This is a genomic window from uncultured Wocania sp., from assembly GCF_964021735.1.
GTDB lineage: Bacteria > Bacteroidota > Bacteroidia > Flavobacteriales > Flavobacteriaceae > Wocania_A.
On the sequence record NZ_CAXIBN010000041.1, the window covers coordinates 1 to 20811 of the forward strand.

General features: G+C 30.2%; 16 protein-coding genes. 7 read left to right on the forward strand and 9 right to left on the reverse strand.

Annotated elements, in window-relative coordinates:
* Positions 1–491: hypothetical protein (locus tag AADI82_RS05405; RefSeq protein WP_341215431.1), on the forward strand; the 491-nt coding region annotated here is incomplete at its 5' end.
* Between the two features lie 17 nt (positions 492–508).
* Here the strand turns inward: AADI82_RS05405 and AADI82_RS05410 are convergent.
* From AADI82_RS05410 to tsaD, 7 genes are all read right to left on the reverse strand, one after another.
* The gene (locus AADI82_RS05410; RefSeq protein WP_341215432.1) at positions 509–1690 is read right to left on the reverse strand and encodes a class I SAM-dependent methyltransferase; all 1182 of its coding nucleotides are present in this window, start codon (positions 1688–1690) and stop codon (positions 509–511) included.
* A 6-nt stretch (positions 1691–1696) separates the two neighbouring features.
* Entirely contained in the window at positions 1697–2785 is a 1089-nt protein-coding gene (locus tag AADI82_RS05415; protein ID WP_341215433.1) for an AI-2E family transporter, read from the reverse strand.
* Between the two features lie 119 nt (positions 2786–2904).
* A complete protein-coding gene (locus AADI82_RS05420) occupies positions 2905–3405 on the reverse strand; it encodes a TrmH family RNA methyltransferase (RefSeq protein WP_341215434.1) in 501 nt (166 codons plus the stop codon).
* 266 nt (positions 3406–3671) lie between these two features.
* Positions 3672–4313 carry a DUF4159 domain-containing protein gene (locus AADI82_RS05425; RefSeq protein ID WP_341215435.1) on the reverse strand — a complete coding sequence of 214 codons (642 nt, stop codon included), beginning with the start codon at positions 4311–4313 and terminating at the stop codon, positions 3672–3674.
* Between the two features lie 6 nt (positions 4314–4319).
* On the reverse strand, positions 4320–5024 hold the full coding sequence (locus AADI82_RS05430) for a 16S rRNA (uracil(1498)-N(3))-methyltransferase (protein WP_341215436.1): 705 nt from the start codon (positions 5022–5024) through the stop codon (positions 4320–4322).
* Positions 5025–5073: 49 nt separating this feature from the next.
* A complete protein-coding gene (locus AADI82_RS05435; RefSeq protein WP_341215437.1) occupies positions 5074–5865 on the reverse strand; it encodes a hypothetical protein in 792 nt (263 codons plus the stop codon).
* A gap of 30 nt (positions 5866–5895) precedes the next feature.
* Positions 5896–6918, reverse strand: a complete 1023-nt coding sequence (gene tsaD / locus AADI82_RS05440) for a tRNA (adenosine(37)-N6)-threonylcarbamoyltransferase complex transferase subunit TsaD (protein WP_341215438.1) — start codon at positions 6916–6918, stop codon at positions 5896–5898.
* Positions 6919–7114: 196 nt separating this feature from the next.
* Between tsaD and AADI82_RS05445 the strand changes: the two genes are divergently transcribed.
* The 6 genes from AADI82_RS05445 (at position 7115) to AADI82_RS05470 (ending at position 17371) form a co-directional block, all read left to right on the forward strand.
* Positions 7115–11509: a translocation/assembly module TamB domain-containing protein gene (locus AADI82_RS05445; RefSeq protein WP_341215439.1), complete on the forward strand. Its 4395-nt coding sequence runs from the start codon at positions 7115–7117 to the stop codon at positions 11507–11509.
* A 152-nt stretch (positions 11510–11661) separates the two neighbouring features.
* A complete protein-coding gene (gene pfkA, locus AADI82_RS05450; protein ID WP_341215440.1) occupies positions 11662–12648 on the forward strand; it encodes a 6-phosphofructokinase in 987 nt (328 codons plus the stop codon).
* A gap of 18 nt (positions 12649–12666) precedes the next feature.
* Complete coding sequence (gap, locus tag AADI82_RS05455; RefSeq protein ID WP_341215441.1) at positions 12667–13668, forward strand: type I glyceraldehyde-3-phosphate dehydrogenase; 1002 nt, start codon at positions 12667–12669, stop codon at positions 13666–13668.
* Positions 13669–13737: 69 nt separating this feature from the next.
* Complete coding sequence (locus AADI82_RS05460; protein ID WP_341215442.1) at positions 13738–14598, forward strand: BadF/BadG/BcrA/BcrD ATPase family protein; 861 nt, start codon at positions 13738–13740, stop codon at positions 14596–14598.
* Positions 14599–14644: 46 nt separating this feature from the next.
* Positions 14645–15877 (forward strand): ATP-binding cassette domain-containing protein, encoded by a 1233-nt coding sequence (locus AADI82_RS05465; RefSeq protein ID WP_341215443.1) that lies wholly within the window; start codon positions 14645–14647, stop codon positions 15875–15877.
* A gap of 78 nt (positions 15878–15955) precedes the next feature.
* The gene (locus tag AADI82_RS05470; RefSeq protein WP_341215444.1) at positions 15956–17371 is read left to right on the forward strand and encodes a response regulator; all 1416 of its coding nucleotides are present in this window, start codon (positions 15956–15958) and stop codon (positions 17369–17371) included.
* Here the strand turns inward: AADI82_RS05470 and AADI82_RS05475 are convergent, their stop codons facing one another.
* On the reverse strand, positions 17372–17752 hold the full coding sequence (locus AADI82_RS05475) for a RidA family protein (RefSeq protein ID WP_341215445.1): 381 nt from the start codon (positions 17750–17752) through the stop codon (positions 17372–17374).
* A 78-nt stretch (positions 17753–17830) separates the two neighbouring features.
* The gene (locus AADI82_RS05480; RefSeq protein ID WP_341215446.1) at positions 17831–20620 is read right to left on the reverse strand and encodes a putative LPS assembly protein LptD; all 2790 of its coding nucleotides are present in this window, start codon (positions 20618–20620) and stop codon (positions 17831–17833) included.
* Between the last annotated feature and the right edge of the window lie 191 nt (positions 20621–20811).

A 20811-nucleotide genomic window follows, 5' to 3' on the forward strand; every position in this document is an offset into this window, starting at 1 on the left:
AAGCACAAAAACGACGAGATTCTATTGCTAAAGTTAGAGAGGCTGAAAAACAGCGTATAGAAAGCACAGAATTACGGAATACTTGCAGTTATTTAATTAACGAATATGATGAGTTTCATAAAGAGAAATTAATTAGAACTGATTTATATAGATTGAATAAAAATTTAACTGTTGAATTATATAGACAAGGGAAAACGGTAAATGTTTTTCTAAGTTTATCTGAAAGCCTTGGCTGTGCAAGTTATTTAACAAGTAATAGGTCTTCGGTAAAACTTCAGCTTGAAAATAATCAAATAATAACACTATACCATTCATGGAATATTGATTGCGAAAATTTTAATTTTAAAGGCAAAATATCTAGCTCGCAAATGCAAAAGTTAAAAGAATCTCCAATTCAATCCATAACATTTAAAGGTACTAAAAAGACCCTTAAAATTTCAGATTTAGATTATAAAGCATTTTTTATTGATAAGTTGATTTGTATCGAGTAAATAAGGGTTTTACCTTTTCAATTTGCTTTAGTACAAATAATTACAACCTTATTATCATCAATATCTGTTGTAAAAAACAAGTATAAACTTCCACCATCTTTAATATTAAATTTTTTCCTGATTTGTTGAACGGTTTCAGGAAAATTTCGGATTGTAATATTTGCTTTTTTAATGGCTTCTTTCTTTAATTCCTTTTTATTGAATGGGATTGTTTTTTCAATTTTAAAACACCTTCCAGGGAAATTTAAAAGTTTTTCGCTTGTATATAAATGTGAATGTTGGTGAAGTTTATAAACGTTTAATTGATTTGATACAGAATGAAAACCACCTGCTTTTAAAATAGATGAGTTAGGTTCGTATAAGTAGGCGAGTGTTTGGTTGTAATTTGATTGGGAAGCTTTTTCTTCATCTAATAAAAAATTAAAACATTCCTTTTTTTCTTTTTTAAGGTTTATCGTTTCAATAGAAGTTTCTCCAGAATAATTACGTTCTAAAATCCAAAGTAATTCTTTTACTTCGTTATTTACTGCAACAACATGAATGGTTTTTACATACTTTAACTCGTTAATACCAACCGAAAAATCGAGTAGCGGCGAGGTTTTAATCATTATGTTTTTTGAATGCTTAGTAAGCAAATCGAGATGCTCTGGAATATTAGGTAAACAATCGTTTAAAAAAAAGACTTTGCCTTTGCTATCGTTTCTACGAGAAGGATCGACATAAATCCAATCGTACGGTTTATTATTGAGTTTTAAATACTCAAGACCATCAATATGATGCGTTTTAATATTTTGAATATATAATTGTTTGTAATTATGATTTGCAATTTTAGAAAGTGAGTCGTTTATTTCGCAATGCCAAACAGTTTTAAAGCGTTTTGAAAAATAGTAACAGTCTACTCCAAGTCCTCCAGTTAAATCTATAATAGATTCGCCATTAATTAAATTAGACTTGTAATTTGCAGTAATTTCAGATGAGGTTTGTTCAATATTTAATTTATTTGGATAGTAAATATTTTCAGTATTAAACCATGTAGGTAATTTTTTTTCGCTACGTTTTTTCGCTTCAATTTGTTCGATAATCTCTTTAGTTTCAACCGAAGAAAAAAGGGTTCCTTTTAAAAGTAATTTAGAAATATCTGCATTTAAGTGCTTATTTATAAACTCTTGAATATTAGTATTTAGAATAGAATGATTCAACAGAAATTATAAGCCTTTAGTCAATTTTTTAACAATCTTATTTTCAGATAGAAACTCCTTTAAAATAACTTTTATAGCCGTATAAGCTGGTACTGCTATTATTAAACCAATAACGCCAAATAAAATACCAGTTATTAAAATTATCAAGAATATTTCTAATGGATGTGACTTTACACTTTTTGAGAATATTATTGGTTGACTTCCAAAATTGTCTATGAGTTGTCCAATAATAAAAACTATAAAAACCCAAATTGTTTTAGATAAAATAACATCACTAAACGATTCTCCCAAGTTGCTTGTCATGGTAAGAGTAACCATTAAAAAACCACCAATTAATGGACCTACATAGGGTATTAGATTTAGTAATGCACATAAAAAAGCAATAACGATAGCGTTTTCTACACCAATTATTAAAAGTCCGATAGTATAAATTATAAATAAGATTAGTATTTGAAAAATAAGACCAACAAAATATCTAGAAAGCAAATCTTTTATTTTAGTTGAAGATTTTTTCCAACGCGATTCTTTATTATCTGGGATAAAAGTTAAAATGCCATTTTCAAATAATTTGCTATCTTTTAAAAAGAAAAAGGAAATAAATAATACTGAAAATAAGCCAATACTAAAACTACCTAAACCACTAACTACCGAGTTTAAAAAGTTTGGAATTATAGCATAATCTATTTTAGATAATACGTTAGAATCTTTAATAGATTGCTCGATATCAATTTGATTCAATTCAAAATAAGCGATTATTTCTCTATATAAATCTTCAATATTGTTTTGTAATTGCTCAATGTTTAAAAGCGATAGATTATGACCTTGCTCAATAACTAGCGGAATAAACAAACTCACTAAACCAATAAATAAACCAATTAAAACAACCATAGTTACAATAACTGCAATGATGTTTTTAAACTTTAATTTCTGTTGTAAAAACAATACAATAGGTCTACCAATTAATGAGATAACTGCTGCAATTGAAACATAAACGATTACAGATTGTATTTGATATAAAAAGTATAATACTAAAGCAATGCCAAGTATAATGGATATAGCTTTTAAAATACCGTTTGATATGGTGTTGGAATTCATACAGTAAATATAATATTATTTGTTATTAAGAAATAGGTAGAATTGAGGTAATTTTTAATTGAATAAAATATTGATTTCAAAATCAACAGATTGCCACGTCCTTCGTCCTCGCAATGATGTTACGAAAGTTGTTTAGTTATTTCATATAGTGCAATATTGGTGGCTTGTACCGCATTCATGCTACTATTTTGTCCGAACATATCGATGTGAATGATAGCATCAGAAGTTTTTAGGATATGTTCAGAAACACCAAAATTTTCATCGCCTATAATTAAAGCTATTGGTTTTTCTTTTGAAAATTTAAAAGTATGAATGGGTTTACTTGTAGTCGCAATTTCTAATGAAATAATTTGATGGTTTTCATTTTTTAAATTTTGAATAACTTCTGAAACTGATTGTTGTATTTTATAAGTTACTACCTTTTCGGTAGCTCTTGAGGTTTTAGTCATTTTACGCCCGAGTGGAATGTGTTCGCCACAAAGTATTAGTTTTTCAATGCCAAAAGCATCGGCTATCCTAAATAGACTTCCAATATTTGGAGCATTAGTAACATTATCGCAAACCAATGTGATTGGAAATTTTTGTTTTTTGAAGTTGGTATTGTAGTGGGTGAGTTGCAAGTACTGTTTATTTGTAAATTCGTTTTTCGTTTAGTTGTTTTTTATTCCGAAATCAAAAGTATTAATCTGAAATAGTAATTGTTTCTTTATTGTTTAAAAGAAAATATAGTATAATTGTTAATATCAGAAGAAATAAAATAACTTTTAATATTACTATCAGTAATTCCTTTAAGGTATAATCTTTATTAGAATCAATTTCAAAAAAGAATTCAATAAAAGTTGACAATAAATCTTTCATAAGCATTCGTGAATTCGTGGCTACTTTTTTAATTCTCAAAAGCATATTTAACAATATTCGCACCCATTTTTAGTGCTTTTTCTCTAACATTAGGAGCATCATTGTGTACTTCGGCATCTTCCCATCCATCGCCTAAATCGCTTTCGTAAGTAAATAATAAAACCAATCGGTCTTTATGAAAAAGCCCAAAAGCTTGTGGACGTTTTCCATCGTGCTCGTGTATTTTTGGTAAACCATTTGGGAATTTATAAACAGTATTAAATAGCTTATGATTATTAGGTAATTCCACTAATTCTTGGTTTGGAAATACCTTTTTTAGCTCTTTAATAATGTATGGTTGCATACCGTAATTATCGTCTATATGTAAAAAGCCGCCTGAGATTAAATAGTTGCGCAAATTTTCAGCATCGGCCTCACTAAAAAACACGTTGCCATGTCCCGTCATGTGTAAAAAGGGATACTGAAAAATATCTGAGCTCCCCACTTCAACGGTTAGTGGTTTGGGGTTTATTTTAGTGTTTATGTTATTGTTACAAAACTTGATTAAATTGGGTAATGCAGTAGGGTTACCATACCAATCGCCGCCGCCTTTATATTTTAAGATTGCTAAATCCTGACTGAAGCAGAAAAGAGAAAAAAGAGAAAAGAAAAAAGAAAATATTGATTTCATATTGTGTTACTCATTTATAAATGCCACAGAATGGCACGCTACAATAGCAGCAGTTTCTGTGCGTAATCTAGTTTCTCCCAAAGTTACAGGAATAAAATTATTGGCAATTGCTATTTCTATTTCTTTAACAGAAAAATCGCCTTCGGGTCCAATTAAAATGGTAATATTTTGATTGGGTTTTAGTTGTTGTTTTAATGATTTTCTATCGGTTTCTTCGCAATGCGCGATAAACAAATCACCTTTAAACTCTTGTTTTATAAAATTTTTAAAAGGTATAGCTTCATTTAGTTTTGGTAAATAACAATTTAATGATTGTTTCATTGCCGATTGCAATATCTTTTGGTAACGTTCTGTTTTTATCACTTTGCGTTCGCTGTGGTCGCAAAAAATAGGCGTGATGCTATCAATACCAATCTCGGTAGCTTTTTCTAAAAACCATTCGTAGCGGTCGTTCATTTTTGTTGGTGCTACGGCTAAATGTAAATTATAATCTCGTTTGGCTTGTTGTGTTTTAGAAACAATAGTTGCTACACATTTATTAATATTTGGTATGGTAATTTCAGCAGTAAATAACCAGCCATTGCCGTTTGTAATATGCAATGTATCACCAATATTTTTACGTAATACTTTTACAATATGTTTGCTTTCTTCTTTTGCAAAAGTAAATTGAGTCGTGTTTTCTGAAAGGTCTGTGTTGTAAAATAGTTGCATAAAGTGAAGATAAAAGAATTATAATTTTACCACGAATTCATGAATGATTTTATAAAGGAACATATACATTGTTTACTATTGTTTGTTTTAAAAATAAATCTTCAAAATCTTTAGCCTTAAGAGATTTAATATATTTCACATGATTGTTATTAATTCCAAATAGAGTTCCAGTTGTTGAAAAGTTAAGAATGCTATCTATTTTTATAATATTGTTTTTATTTTCATCTTTTTCAATTTTAATTAAAAAGTTGATTCTAGATCTTTTTTTAGGAATTTCTATCTGGCAATAGTATTTATTGTTTGAGGTAGCATATAACTCCAATTCTTTTTTTATGGTATCTGTGTTATTATTTGATGTAATTTTGAAATCAGATTTTAAGTTTATTTCACCAAATTCTTTCTGAACAGAAGTGGCAATAAATGAAAAACAAGAAATACAAATGATTACATATCTAACTATAGGATTAAAATCTTTTTTCAAATTATAGCTTTTAGTTAACCTATAAGTATAAGAAAAGGGGAGAACAATTAATGAAACTAAATCAGAATAATCTACAATTCTGTTAACACCAAAATTGTAATTATTAAAGAATGTAATTATTGGTTGAGAAAATTCAGATTTCCAAAAAACAAAAAGAACCCCTGTTAAAATATAAATTTCTTTAATTCTTTTTCCAGAAAAAGAACTTATAAAATAGGGGAAAATAAAAAGACCAGCAAAATCGGATAATTTTCCTGTAATATAATTATGAAAATAATATTTTAGAAAGAAATCGTTTAATAATAAAACAAAAAGTGCTAATAAAAATAATTTTTTAAATAAGAGCTTTTCCGTTTTCATAATTAAATATTCGTGTATTCGTGGCAAAACCTAAATCTTCAATCGCGCCGAAGCCATAACATCTTGTTCGGCAAAATCACCTTCTAAATATTTTAAATAGCCAACAATAGCAATCATAGCAGCATTATCGGTTGTAAATTCAAACTTAGGCACATAAGTTGTCCAACCAAATTTTTGCTCACCATTTTTTAAGGCTTGTCGTATTCCAGAATTTGCCGAAACACCACCACCAATGGCAATATGTTTTATACCAGTTAGTTTGCTTGCAAGTTTTAACTTATCAATTAAAATACCAATAATAGTATATTGAATAGAAGCACAAATATCGTTTAAGTTTTCGGTAATAAAATTTGAATTGGTTTTTACTTCACGTTGAATAAAATACAAAATAGCCGTTTTTAAACCCGAAAAGCTAAAGTTTAAACCATCTACTTTTGGTTTTGTAAATTGAAACGCTTTTGGATTGCCAAGTTTTGCACGTTTGTCAATTTCTGGTCCTGCAGGGTAACCCAAACCTAAAATTTTACCACTTTTATCAAAGGCTTCTCCAACGGCGTCGTCAATGGTTTCGCCAATAACAGTCATTTCAAAATAATTATCAACTTTTACAATTTGCGTATGTCCGCCAGAAATAGTCATGGCTAAAAACGGGAATGATGGTTTTTCAAATCCTTCTTCATCAATAAAATGCGCTAAAATATGTGCTTGCATGTGGTTAACATCTATTAGAGGAATATTTAATCCGTAAGCAAAAGACTTAGCAAACGATGTTCCTACCAATAAAGATCCCATTAAACCTGGTCCACGTGTAAAAGCTACAGCATGTAGTTGTGATTTGTTTATATTAGCTTTTTTTAAAGCCTGATGCACCACCGGAACAATATTTTGTTGGTGTGCACGCGATGCTAATTCTGGCACAACACCACCAAACTCTTCATGTATTTTTTGATTGGCTACAACATTGCTTAAAATTTTACCGTTGTGTATTACAGAAGCTGCTGTATCGTCGCATGAAGACTCAATTCCTAGTATATAAATATTTTGTGAGGACATTAATAAAAATTAGGCACAATAATTGTTAATTTTGACTCGATAACTGAGATTTATATATTACTATTATTGTTTAAAATAAGCATCTAGCAATATGTAAATATACGTATATACAAAAGTAGTTTATTCTTAATTAAATCGTAACTTTAAGGGCATCAAAAAATTTCTAAAAATACTATCAAAAATAGCAGGCATTTTATTGCTGCTTTTCATCATTTTGGTGTTGGTGCTTTCTATACCATTTGTTCAAACAGGTTTAGGTAATTATGCTACTAAAAAAATTAATACCGAGTTTGGTACTAATATAAATATTGATAAAGTTGGATTACAATTTAATGGCGATGTTGAGTTAAAAAGTATTTATATTGAAGATTATAAAAAAGATACCCTAATTAGTATTGCCGAACTTAATACATCTATTTTAAGTTTTAGAAATTTATACAAAGGCAAATTGGTTTTTGGTGATATCGATATTATGGATTTAGTGTTTAACATTAAAACTTACAAAGACACCACCGATACCAATTTAGATATTTTCGTTGCGAAATTAGAAGGCGATAATCCGCAAGCAAAAAGTGGTAGTTTTTTACTATCCTCCAGCGACGTGTCTATTTATAATGGGCATTTTAAGTTATCAGACGAAAATAGAGAGACTACAAAGCGACTTGATTTTGAAGACTTAAACATTAACGCGACCAATTTTTTAATTAACGGTAGCGATGTTAGCGCCAGAATTAATACATTGGGTTTTAAAGATAGTAGAGGTGTTGTTGTAAAAAACTTGATGACTAATTTTAGTTACACGTTAACAGACATGACCTTTGATAATTTGAAAATTAAAACGCCAAATTCTGAATTAAAGGGCGATTTAAAATTTTCGTACAATCGAGAAGATTTACAGTTTTTTGAAGATAAAGTTTTAGTCACTGCAAGTTTTAAAGATTCTGATATTTTGCTAAATGAATTAAACACGTTTTATAACGAATTCGGGACAAATCAATATGCTCAATTTAGTGTTAATTTATCAGGAACTTTAAACGATTTGCAAACCACAAACTTAAGATTAAATACAAGCAGAAATACCAAAATTTACGGCGACATAAGCTTTAAAAATTTATTTAGTAAAGACGAAGGCGATTTTTATATGAATGGTAGGTTTAGAAATTTATCCTCAACGTATAAAGATTTAAAAGCACTATTACCAAATGTTTTAGGAGCTGCAATCCCATCCTCATTTGACAGATTAGGTAAGTTTAAAATTGTTGGACAATCTCAGGTTACAGCTTCAACGATAAATGCAGATATTGAAATTGATACCGAATTAGGCTTTGTTGACTCGACACTTGAAATAACAAAAATTAATGACATTGATAACGCATCGTATAAAGGAAAAATAATTTTTGAGAATTTTGATTTAGGCGTATTAATTGAAGATCCAAAAGTTGGTTTAACGTCGCTTAATTTTAATGTAAACGGTACAGGTTTTGTTGCAGAAACTATAGATACACAGGTTGATGGCGATGTTTTCGAAGTAATATATAATAATTATAATTATCGTAAAATTGATGTAGCAGGTAATGTTAAAAACAAAATATTTGACGGTAACTTAATTGTAAACGATAAAAACTTACAATTAAATTTTAATGGATTAGTTGATTTTTCTGAAGCAGTTAAAAAATATGATTTTGAAGCTAAAGTAGATTACGCCAATTTAAATGCTTTAAACTTTATTAAAAAGGATAGTATTTCAATTTTTGAAAGCCGTGTAAAAATGAATATGAATGCTAGTAGTTATGATGATGCTTATGGCAAAGTAATATTTAAAAACACCTCATATAAAAATCAAAAAGACACCTACTATTTTGATGAGTTTGAAATATCATCAAGATTTGATAACAATATACGTTTTATAGAAATTAACTCCCCAGATATTATTGAAGGTAGCCTAGAAGGAAAGTTTGTGTTTAAAGATATTGGCAAGCTTTTCGAAAACTCATTGGGGTATATTTATACCAATTATATTCCGCATAAAGTTAGAGGAAATCAAAGCATCAATTTTAATTTTAAAATTTTCAATAAAATAGTAGAAGTGTTTTATCCAGAAATTCAATTAGGGAAAAACACCTTTGTTCGTGGTCGAGTTGAAAGCGACGAAAAAGAGTTTAAACTGACATTTAAATCGCCTAAAATTAGATTTTTAGATTATTTTGCAAATGATATAGAATTACAAGTAGATAATAACAACCCATTATTTAATACCTATGTAGAGGTTGACAGTATTAATACTAAATACTATAACGCTTCTAAATTTAATTTAATTAATGTAACGGTTAATGATACCTTGTTTATGCGTTCTGAATTTAAAGGAGGAAAACGTAATAATGACATATACAATTTGAGTTTTTATCATACTATTAATGAAGAAAATGAATCGGTAATTGGATTTAAAAAATCAGATGTAACTATTAAAGATAGTAAATGGTTTATTAACGAAGAACAGGATAGATTTAATAAAATTTCATTCGATAAACAACTTTCAACTTTTAACATAGATAAGCTTAAAATAAATCATAAAAGCGAAGAAATTAGGCTTTCAGGGTTTTTTAAAGATTCAACTCAAAAAGATTTAAAGCTAAATTTTAAAAATGTTGACCTCGCAAAAATAACACCAGACATAGATAGTTTATCGCTATCTGGAAATGTAAATGGCAAATTAGATATTCTTCAAAAAAACGGAAGTTATCTACCAAATTCATCTATTATTATCGACCATTTACAGGTTAATAATTTTCCTTTAGGAGATTTTGATGCCACTATAACTGGTAATGAAGATTTAACCAATTATAATGTTAATGCCATTATTAAAAACGATTACGCAAAGTCTTTTAGCGCAGTTGGAGATATAAGTGTTGTTGGTAAGCAATCAAACATAGACGTTGATTTAACTTTTGATGATTTTAATTTACAGCCATTAAACCCTTTATTACAAGATATATTATCTAACATTAGAGGACTAGTTTCCGGTAAAGCCAATGTTGTTGGAAATTTAAAGCGACCTAACATAAATGGAGAACTTACTTTAAATAAATCTGGACTTGGAATTCCTTATTTAAATGTAGATTACAACTTTAATGATGAAGCCTCTGTTGCACTAGAAAATCAGAGTTTTGTTTTTAAGAATCTACAATTAACCGACACAAAGTCTAATTCAACAGGACAATTAAACGGCTCACTAAGTCATGTGAATCTTTCCAAATGGAGTTTAGATTTAAACATCAATACTAACAGATTACTGGTGTTAGATACCAAAGAAAGTGAAGATGCTTTATATTATGGCACAGGTTTTATTGGAGGCAGTGCAAGTATAAAAGGACCAACTGATGAACTGGTTATTAGTGTTGTTGGAGAAACCAAAAGAGGAACTATCTTTAAAATACCGCTTAATGATACCGAATCTTTTGGAGATAATTCGTTTATTCATTTTATAACAAAAGAAGAAAAACTAGCCAAAGAACAGGGCGTAGATATTGTTTTTGAAGATATAAAAGGATTGGAGTTAGATTTTGATTTAGATATCACTGAAGATGCCGAGGTGGAAATTATTATAGATAAAAACACAGGACACGCTTTAAAAGGAAGAGGAAGTGGCGGACTTTTAGTAGAAATTAATACTAACGGAAAGTTTAATATGTGGGGCGATTTTTCGGTGTTTGAAGGGGTTTATAATTTTGCCTTTGGTGGCTTAGTACAAAAGGAGTTTATTGTGCAGCCTGGAGGGACACTAGCATGGAATGGCGAGCCTTTAAAAGCATTAATTAATATGCAAGCAACCTATAAAACAAATGCTAACCCATCACCACTTTTAGATAATCCTATTAACAGAAGTATACCAGTTGAATTAAACATTAGCTTAACAGGAGAGTTAGAACAACCAGAACCTTTGTTTGAATTTGAGTTTCCTACTGTTAACTCTACCATCAAGTCAGAGTTACAATATAGATTGGAGTCTGCTGACGATAGACAAAACCAAGCTTTATATTTATTATCAACAGGATCATTTTCGCGCGGATTAAACGATCTTAATTTTTCTGGAACCATTGCAGAACGGCTTAATGGTATTGTAAATGGTATTTTTTCTAGTGAAAACGGAAAGTTCGATTTTGGAGTTAATTATGAGGTTGGAGAAAATCGTCCAGATTATAAAACTGATGATAGAGTAAGTGCAACCATTCAAACAAAAATTAGTGATAAAGTATTTATTAATGGTAAATTAGGAGTACCAGTTGGTGGTGCTACCGAAACCGTAATTGCTGGAGATGTTGAGATAAATTTTTTGTTAAATGATGAAGGTACACTAACCGCAAAGGTATTTAATAGAGAAAATAGCATTCGTAATTTTGGTGAAGCTATTGGTTACACTCAAGGTGTTGGTTTATCATACAATGTAGATTTTGATACCTTTAAAGAATTAATTCAAAAACTTTTCAAAAAGCAACCAGATAAAGAATTATCTAGCGAAACAGAAAAGAAAGAGGAAAGCGATGCCTCGCCAAGTTTTATTACCCATAAATCATCTTCAAAAAAAGATAATTAGCAATTTTCATAACATTTTGTTGCATATTTTTTTATAAAAACGTTTTTTTTATTAACTAAAACGTTATAGTTTAACAGCTATCGTTAAAATATGATATATGTTATAAAATTATAATATTAGTTTACTAATTTTACTTCATAATTATAAGATTAATGCCAAATAAGATAAAAAAAATAGGAGTTTTAACATCTGGAGGAGATTCTCCTGGGATGAATGCAGCAATCAGGTCAGTTGTAAGAACTTGTGCATATCATAATATAGAGTGTGTTGGTATTTACCGTGGATACGAAGGCTTAATAGAAGGCGATTTTAAATCCATGGATGCTAGAAGTGTAAAGGGCATAATAAATAAAGGCGGTACCATATTAAAATCGGCACGCTCAAAAGAATTTAGAACTAAAGAGGGCAGGCAGAAAGCCTTTAATAAATTAGTTGAAGCAGAAATAGATGGTTTAGTTATTGTTGGTGGAGATGGTTCTTTTACAGGTGCAATGATACTTAATAAGGAATTCGATTTTCCTGTAATGGGAATTCCTGGCACAATAGATAATGATATTGTAGGAACTACGCATACCTTAGGGTTCGATACCGCTTTAAACACTGTAGTTGATGCTATAGACAAAATACGAGATACAGCAAGTTCACATAATAGATTGTTTTTTATTGAAGTAATGGGGCGCGATGTTGGTCATATTGCTTTAAATACAGGAATAGCTGGTGGTGCTGAAGAAATTTTAATTCCAGAGGAAGATTTAGGGTTAGACAGATTGGTAGAATCTTTAAAACGAAGTAGAAAATCAGGAAAAACATCAAGCATTGTCATTGTAGCCGAAGGCGATAAAATAGGTAAAAACATTTTTGAACTTAAAGACTTTGTTGACGAGAATATGGAAGGGTACGATGTAAGAGTCTCAGTACTTGGACACATGCAACGTGGTGGTTCGCCATCTTGTTTCGATCGTGTTTTAGCTAGTAGAATGGGTGTAAAAGCGGTAGAGTCATTATTAGAAGGGAAATCTAATTATATGGTTGGTTTGCAAAATAGTAAAATGGAATTAACACCTCTAGATAATGCCATAAAAGGAAAAACAAAAATAAATTTAGAATTATTGCGTGTCTCAGATATTATGAGCACTTAAACATTAATAAACAAGAATATGTCAAAATTGAAAATTGGAATTAACGGATTTGGTAGAATTGGTAGAATTGCTTTTAGAATAGCAGTTGAAAGACCAAATGTTGAAGTAGTAGGAATTAATGACTTGTTAGATGTTGAGCATTTAGCATATTTATTAAAATATGATTCGGTACACGGCAAGTTTAATGGTACTATTGATACAAAAAACGGAAATTTAATTGTTAACGGAAACGAAATAAGAATTACTGCTGAACGTAACCCAGAAGATTTAAAATGGAACGAAGTTGGCGCAGAAGTAGTTTTAGATTGTACAGGTATATTTACAAACCTAGAAGGTGCAGGAAAGCACATTACTGCTGGTGCTAAAAAAGTAGCCATATCTGCACCATCTGCAGATGCACCAATGTTTGTAATGGGTGTAAACCATAAAGATATTACAGCGGCAGATACTATTGTATCAAATGCATCTTGTACAACAAACTGTTTAGCACCTTTAGCTAAAGTAATTAACGATAAATTTGGTATTGCAGAAGGTTTAATGACAACCGTTCATGCTGCAACAGCAACACAATTTACTGTTGATGGTCCATCAAAAAAAGATTTTAGACTTGGTCGTGCATCTTTAAATAATATTGTGCCAGCTTCAACAGGAGCTGCAAAAGCAGTAGGGAAAGTCATTCCAGAATTAAATGGAAAATTAACAGGTATGGCATTTAGAGTACCAACTGTTGATGTATCTGTAGTAGATTTAACTTGTCGTTTAGAAAAAAGTGCTTCATGGGATGAAATAAAAGCAGCTTTAAAAGACGCTTCAGAAAATGAATTAAAAGGCATTTTAGGATATACTGAAGAAGGTGTTGTATCACAAGATTTTGTGTCTGAACCTAAAACAAGTACATTTGATGCTAACGCAAGTATGGCATTGAACGATAATTTTGTTAAATTAGTATCTTGGTACGATAACGAATATGGCTATTCATCTAAATTAGTAGATTTAGCACAGCATATCGGTTCAATATAATATTAATATAATTCCACAGAATTATTGTATACATGCATAATGATTCTGTGGTTTTTTACTTTTAAGCTTATGATTTTAGTTGTTGATAGTGGTTCTACAAAATGCGATTGGATTGCAGTAGATAATAATGGTAATCAGTTATTAGAAAAAATGCGTACTAAAGGTCTTAATCCTGCAATACTACCAGAAAAGAAACTCAGAAAAATAATTAGAAAGAATGAGGACTTAAAGGCTAATAGAGAGCAGGTTACCAATATTTACTTTTATGGTGCTGGTTGTGGTACAGAAAAACCCAAAGCGCTTTTAAAAGGCGTATTAGAAGAAATATTTGTAAATGCAGTAATTGAAGTTGAAGAAGATACTATGGCTGCGGTTTATGCTACTATTAATAGTATAAATGAAGCTGCTGTTGTTTGTATTTTAGGTACAGGCTCTAATTGTAGCTATTATGATGGTGAAAAACTCCATCAACGTGTTAGATCTTTAGGATATTCAATTATGGATGATGCTTCAGGTAACTATTATGGGCGCCAATTAATTAGAGACTATTACTTCAATCATATGACTGAAGATGTTAAAATTGCTTTTGAAACTAAGTTTAATGTTGAAGATGATTACATAAAATACAACTTATACAAACAACCAAACCCAAATGCATATTTAGCAAGTTTTGCAGAGTTTATGTTTTTGCATAAAGATTCAGAATATATCGTTAATCTTATAAAAAAAGGCATTCGATTGTTTGCAACTAACATGATTATGCAATACAAAGAAGAACTAAAAAACGTTCCTGTACATTTTGCAGGATCAATTGCTTTTTTCTCACAAAATGAAATAAAAGAAGTTGCCGACGAAATGGGGTTTAGAGTGGGTAATTTCGAGAGAAGACCCATAGAAGGTTTAGTGGCATTTCACACCAATAAGTTGTAACTTTGTCTAAAATTATTCGTTAAGTTAATCCTAAAAATAATAGTTTTTGCCTAACCACGTTGCGCTTTATATTTCTAATAAAGATGATAAGCATCAACTTATTCAACGCATTACATTAGACAACTTTATAGGCAATTTTTCTACTTTAAAAGGTGTTGTGTTTTCAAAGCAAACTTTAGATAAGCTTATAGATGAAGAAGTGCGTCATGGTAATTTTAATGTTATTACTAGCACGAAAAACAGCTTATTAAACTCATCCGAAGGCGAACGCAAAAAGGCATTATTAAAACACCTTGTTTTTCAAAATCCAGAATATATTTTAGTCGATAATGTTTTTGGCAATTTAGACACAAATGCCCAAAAAGATATTAAGAATACATTAACGTATTTAAGCCAAAACATATCAGTAATACAAATTACTAATAGAAAAAGGGATATATTACCTTTTATAAATAGGCTTTATAAATTAGAAAACAACAATCCTGTTTTGTGTAAAAAAACTGATGATTTAATTGAAGATAAAGTAAAGCGTTTTGAATTAAGTTTACCTAATCCTTACAATCAAAATAATTATCAATATGATTCGCTTGTTAAATTTAATAATGTTACGGTAAACTATGGCAATCGAACCATTGTAAATAATATTAACTGGGAAATCAAACCTGGTGAATTTTGGCAATTAACAGGACCAAACGGATCAGGAAAAAGCACCCTTTTAAGTCTTATTTCTGGCGATAATCCAAAAGCATATAATCAAGATATTACGTTATTTGGTGTTAAAAAAGGAAGTGGAGAAAGTGTTTGGGACATAAAAAGAAAAATAGGTTATTTTTCTTCTGAATATTTACGAGGTTTTGAACGTTTACAAGCTATTGAGAAAATGATTATTTCTGGTTTTTTCGATTCTATTGGGCTTTATAAAATCCCAAATGAACGACAAATAGCATTAGCGCATCAATGGTTAAAAATATTAAATATGTTTCATATAAAAGACAAGTCTTTTTTAAGCTTATCTGTTGGTCATCAACGCTTAGTTTTAATTGCTAGAGCTATGGTAAAACATCCACCCTTACTTATTTTAGACGAACCCACCAATGGATTGGATGATTATGATGCTGCGTTATTTTCTGAATTAGTTAACAAAATAGCCTCAGAGAGTAGTACAGCCATTTTATATGTGTCGCACCGAGAAGAAGAAAGTTTACTAAAGCCAGATTTTATTTATCAATTGCAACCGCAAGAAACAGGATCAATAGGTAAATCAGTTAAAACTTCTTAATATTTTAGCAATACTTATTTGTAAATCATACTTTTGATATTATATCATTTATAAATATGTTTGTTTAAATAATTATCAATGCCGTTTTTTAAAAATCCCATAAAACCTACACAAGCAAAAATTATTTTATCAATTTTTATGGGCATTGCTTTTGCGGTTATTTTCTTTGTTGGTTTTAATTATATTGATGTAAATACAGATTTAAGAAGCGTTTCTTTACTGCTCGCTATTTTAATGGTTGTGCTAGTTGGCATAGCATTCCACTTTTTTAAGAATCAATATTCAAACGAGTTGGAAGTCGAAAATTTAAATAATCTCATAAAAGAAATTAAACAAAATTTAAACGAAGCTTTAGATACTGCTGATTATAAGTCAATTTATTTGGCGAATATGAGTCATGAGATTAGAACACCTTTAAACACTGTGTTAGGTATGCTAAATATGCTAAAGCAGACCAATCTAGATGCCGACCAAAAAGCACAAGTTGAAATTGCCGATTATTCTTCTGAGCATTTATTGCAATTGGTTAACATGATTCTTAATAATTCTAAGGTAGATGATGGCGAAATAGAATTGAATTTAGTAGCAGTAAATTTAAAATCTGATTTATCTAGATTATTTAAAGTTTTTGAATATCAAGCTTGGGAAAAAGGCTTAGAATTAGAATTTAAATTTTTATTTGAAGAAAAAAATAAGTTTTATGTTTTAGGTGATTCAGTAAGAATTCAACAAGTACTTATAAACTTAATTAACAATGCTATTAAGTTTACTAATAACGGAAAAATAACAATAATTGTTGATCAAACCGTTGGTATTGATGACGATCAAATTGTTACTTTTTACATAAAAGATACGGGTATAGGTATGCGTTCTTACGAAGTTAAAAGAATTCTTGAATCATCAGGAAAATTAGATACTTCTGAATTTAAAGATTATAGAGGAGGCGGATACGGGCTTTCTATTTCCAGAGACTTAGTGAAGCTAATGGGAGGAGAGCTTAAAATAGAAAGTAAAGAGAATAAAGGGACAACATTTTACTTTAGCTTACAACTAAAAAAGACATTAAATATTGAAGCGGCAAGCTCAGAAATTAAACCTATACTGCTCAATAAATTTAATGTGTTGGTTGCTGAAGATAATAGAATGAATCAGAAAGTGATTAAGTTTTTATTAGAACAACAGGGAGCAGATTGTACCTTTGCTAAAAACGGACTTGAAGCAGTCGAACTGTATAAAATTCTGGATTTTGATATGGTATTTATGGATATTTATATGCCAGATTTAGATGGTTATCAAGCTACTGAAAAAATTAAAAGAAGCAGAAAGTATGCAAAACACAAGACACCTATAATTGCTGTGTCTGCAAGTGCTTTTGATGAAGATATTGAGAATGCAAAAATAGCTGGTATTGATGATTTTCTAGCAAAACCTATTGAGGTAGAAAAGCTAAAAGAGTTACTTATTAAATATGCCTCGGTTGATGAGCCAGCTTAGTTATTTTACAGCTATCATACTAATTTCAACATTTACATCTTTTGGTAATCTGGCAACTTCTACCGTTTCGCGTGCTGGTGCATTTACATCATCAAAATAGCTTCCGTATACCTCGTTTATTTGCCCAAAATTATCCATATCGCTAATAAATATTGAAGACTTTATAACATTATCAAAAGTCATATTAGCAGCCTTAAGAACCGCTTTCATATTTTCCATGACTTGTTTAGTTTCGGTTTTAATATCGTCTAAAACAAGCACTCCTGTTTCAGGATTAAATGCAATTTGGCCTGATGTATATAGTGTGTTTCCGCTTAAAACAGCTTGATTATATGGACCAATTGGTGCAGGTGCGTTTGGTGTGGTTATAATTTTTTTCATAGAATTAATATTTTTTCATTTACTAGTAGGAGGAAATCTCATTATGTTTTATATAAATAACAATTATCTTCTTAAAGTCTAAAGCCTTTGGTCTGGTTGCCTACGTTTTTCATATTTAAGATCTTTTAAAATACTAGATTTTATTCCAATAAAGAAATTCCACGAAGCCCTAGTGCTAAATGGTACCCAGCTAAAATTCATGCGCCAACTTAATAGATCACGTTCAAAACGTAACTGAGTATAAGTGAAACCTTGGTTTTTTAAATCGTAGCCAGATGATGCGCCAACTGACCATTTAGGTGATAATTCTACATCGCCAGAAAACATTAAAGAGTGCGATGATATTTCATTCTGTCGTCTGTTATTAGAGTAGTTAACCGCATAAGCCAAACGTAAACTCCAAGGTATTTTAAAGTTATAGAATTCGCTTGCTTCTTCATCTTTTTTATTGTCGTCATCTTCATTAAACCTAGAAAAATCTTCAGAAACTCCAAACAAATCATCATCACGACCGCCGCTACGTAAGTTTTCTTGTTTAGCACGATCATTTTCTTTGTTGTCATCTTTTTTATCTCCTTTGCCGCCAGAAAGCGAATAACTCATAGTCATGTTTGCGCTAGTTAATCTAAAAAGACTACCACCATTATTAATATTAAATTTATTAATTCGTGTATTATTGTTATCTAAAGCATAAGGATCTAATGTAGCACCAAGATTTAGGCTTAACTTATTGTCAAATAATTGCGTACCACCACTCATTCTCACTGGACTCCATTGTAACGAATCTCCAGCAAAATTATAAGATGTTGATAAATTTAGGTTGTTAAGCAGCATAACTTTTTTTGGTTCAGTTGCTGTACTATCTTTATCGCGTACTTTGGCTTCAAAATTATTGGCAATAGAAATTCCCATGGAGCTGGAAAAGTTTTTCCCAGGAACTCCAAAAAGGCCTTGTTCAAAGCGAGAGTATTCTAAACGTCTATCATTTTGAAGAATTTCTAAATCGCCAGCGGTTAAACCATCGGCATTAATAACTTCGGCAGTTTCATAATATTTATCAAAAGCAGGGTTAATATTATAACTAATAGACGGACGAATAACATGGCGAATAGCATGAATTTTTGGATTCTCTCCATCTTTTTTAAAGTTAAACATTCCATAAACTGTAGTTCCTAAACTGGTGCTAAAACTATAGGTTCTAAAAGCGTCAAAACCGTTTACCGTTTCAGTTGTAAGATCATCAGTCAAATTATCATAAACCTTATTAATGGTTTTAAAAGTCCACACTTCATTAAAATTTGCAGACGTACTTAAACTAAAATGTTTAAATACTTTAAAATTTGTACTTATAGGAATGGAATGTTGAAAACCTGCTTTAGCATCATCAAACATTTCCTTTTTAAAGAATAAAGAATCTGTAGTTTGAATTCTGTTTTCCCCTCGAACACTATATTGAAAATTTATATTTTGAATGATGCCCTTTTTTGATCCATTTTTAGGAGCAAAAGGAAATATTCTACTCACGTTTCCCTGAAATGTAGGAAGCGTCATATTAATTTGCTCGGTATTTGTATTTTGAGAATGAGTTGCTGTAACACTATAGTTTACAGAGGGTTCACCTTCAAAAGTTTTAGAATACGATACAGATGATGATAAGGTGTTATTTAAAAATGCACCAGTATTAATTTGATTAAGCGACGTTCTATAATATGTGCTACTACCCAAGTTTACTGATGCCGAAAAACGTGCACTTGGGTTTGCTTTACTATCTTGACTATGTGACCAACGTAAATTATAAACAGTAGATTTGCCATAGTCTGGAAAACCACGCTCGCTAGTTATTAAGTTTTCGTATCGGAACCCTACATTACCTCTAAATTTGTACCGTTTTGAATAGGTGTTTTCTAAGCGAAATCCGTAACTGCCGTTGGTATAATAATCTCCTAAAACAGCTAAATCTACATAATCGTTTATCGCAAAATAATAACCACCGTTTTGTAAAAAATAACCACGATCGTTTTGCTCTCCAAAACTAGGTATTAAAACTCCAGAAGTTTGTTTTTCAGATTGCGGAAAAAAACCAAAAGGCAAACCAATAGGTGTTGGTACATTATAAATAAAAAGATTTGCCAAACCTGTTACAATTTTTTTACCAGGAACTACTTTAGCTTTTCTTAATAAAATATAATATTCTGGATCTTCTAAATCTTCAGCGGTAGTGTATTTTCCTCGGTGTATAAAATAAACCGAATCGTTTTCTTTTTTTGTTATTTGTGCAATAACAGTACCATCACCTTGTTCTGTTTTAGAATTGTAAATAAGAGCTTTTTCAGATTTGGTATTAAAAATAATAGAATCTGGTTCAACAACACTAGGGCCTTGAGTAAATACAGGCGCTTGAGAATAGACTCCAACAGAATCTAAAATACCTTTTGCATAAACGGTGTTGGTGCTGTAATCTATAACAATGCTACCAGACTTAATATTAATATCGCCATAATCTATTTCTGCATTATTGTATAAATATAGTTTTTGTTTTTTTTGATTGAAAGAGGTGTAATCAGTTGCTTTATATTTTACAATATGCTCTAATAATTCTTTCTTGGGTTTAATGGAATCCGTTAAAGTAGAATCTTGTGGTTTTTCAGATGGTGTTTCAGGTTTTATAATATCCTTAGGATTAATAACTACACTATCTTTAACAGTTGGTTTAATAACCTTGTCCTGTTTTTTTTGAATATCTTGAGCGAAGCTAAACGTGTTAATAAACACTGTAAAACTTAATGCAAAAAGTATTTTAAAGTTGTTTGTACGCAACGCTTTTAAATGTATTTTTGTAAAAGTATGGCTCGGTTTTTGAATTGCCAAAATTACATATATTTTTCTGTGATAATTTATTATTCAACGGAAAAATTTAAAATTAAATATTTACTCAATCACATTGAGTAATAAACCGAAATTTTACGCATTAAAAACACTTATGCAAACGAACAAATTATTAGTTTTCGTATCTTTTATAATAGTATTAACATTTTCATCTTTTATAAATGTTGATAATA